At 68.0% G+C, this 553-nt stretch carries 2 protein-coding genes; one reads left to right on the top strand and one right to left on the bottom strand.

Going from position 1 to position 553, the window contains the following annotated elements; translation table 11 throughout:
• The coding region (locus K9U40_RS23335) for an ATP-binding protein (RefSeq protein ID WP_282892451.1) at positions 1-293 on the bottom strand (293 nt) is incomplete at its 3' end.
• A gap of 46 nt (positions 294-339) precedes the next feature.
• Between K9U40_RS23335 and K9U40_RS23330 the strand changes: the two genes are divergently transcribed.
• The coding region (locus tag K9U40_RS23330; protein ID WP_282892450.1) for a hypothetical protein at positions 340-553 on the top strand (214 nt) is incomplete at its 3' end.

The raw sequence follows: 553 nt of genomic DNA, 5'->3' as shown, positions 1-553 counted from the left end.
CTGTAGGCGCCGCCCTTGCCCTTGTCGAACTTGCCGCCCGCGTGCAGCCGCGTGAAGACCAGCTCGATCACCGGGGCCTTCTCCTCGGGGTGCAGGCCGAACGGAATGCCGCGGCCGTCGTCCTCGATGCCGACGGAGCCGTCGGCATGCAGGGTGACCTTGATGCGCTTGCCGTGCCCGGCCAGGGCCTCGTCGGCCGCGTTGTCGAGCACTTCCTGGATGATGTGCAGCGGGTTGTCGGTGCGCGTGTACATGCCCGGCCGCTGCTTCACGGGCTCCAGGCCCTTGAGCACGCGGATCGAACCTTCGGAATAGTCGCTGGGCGAGACGGAAGAGGGTTTGGCTGCCATGGGCGCGGATTGTAGTGCGGCGCGCCCGGCGACACTGGATGAAAAGACAGCCACCCGGCCGCTGCACGGGTTTACCCGCACCGGCCCGCGAGCGCCGCGCGGCACTTTTGGCTACATTCGCCGGATGTCCTCCGAAATCCCCAAGCTCTCCATGGTGCAGGTCCTCGCCTGCGGCGCGGCCATCGTCACGCTCTCCATGGGCA

This window comes from Xanthobacter autotrophicus (assembly GCF_030015065.1).
In the GTDB taxonomy this organism is placed as follows: Bacteria; Pseudomonadota; Alphaproteobacteria; order Rhizobiales; family Xanthobacteraceae; genus Xanthobacter; species Xanthobacter autotrophicus_D.
Note: the sequence above shows the minus strand (reverse complement) of the source record. Positions and strands in the feature narration are given on the sequence as shown.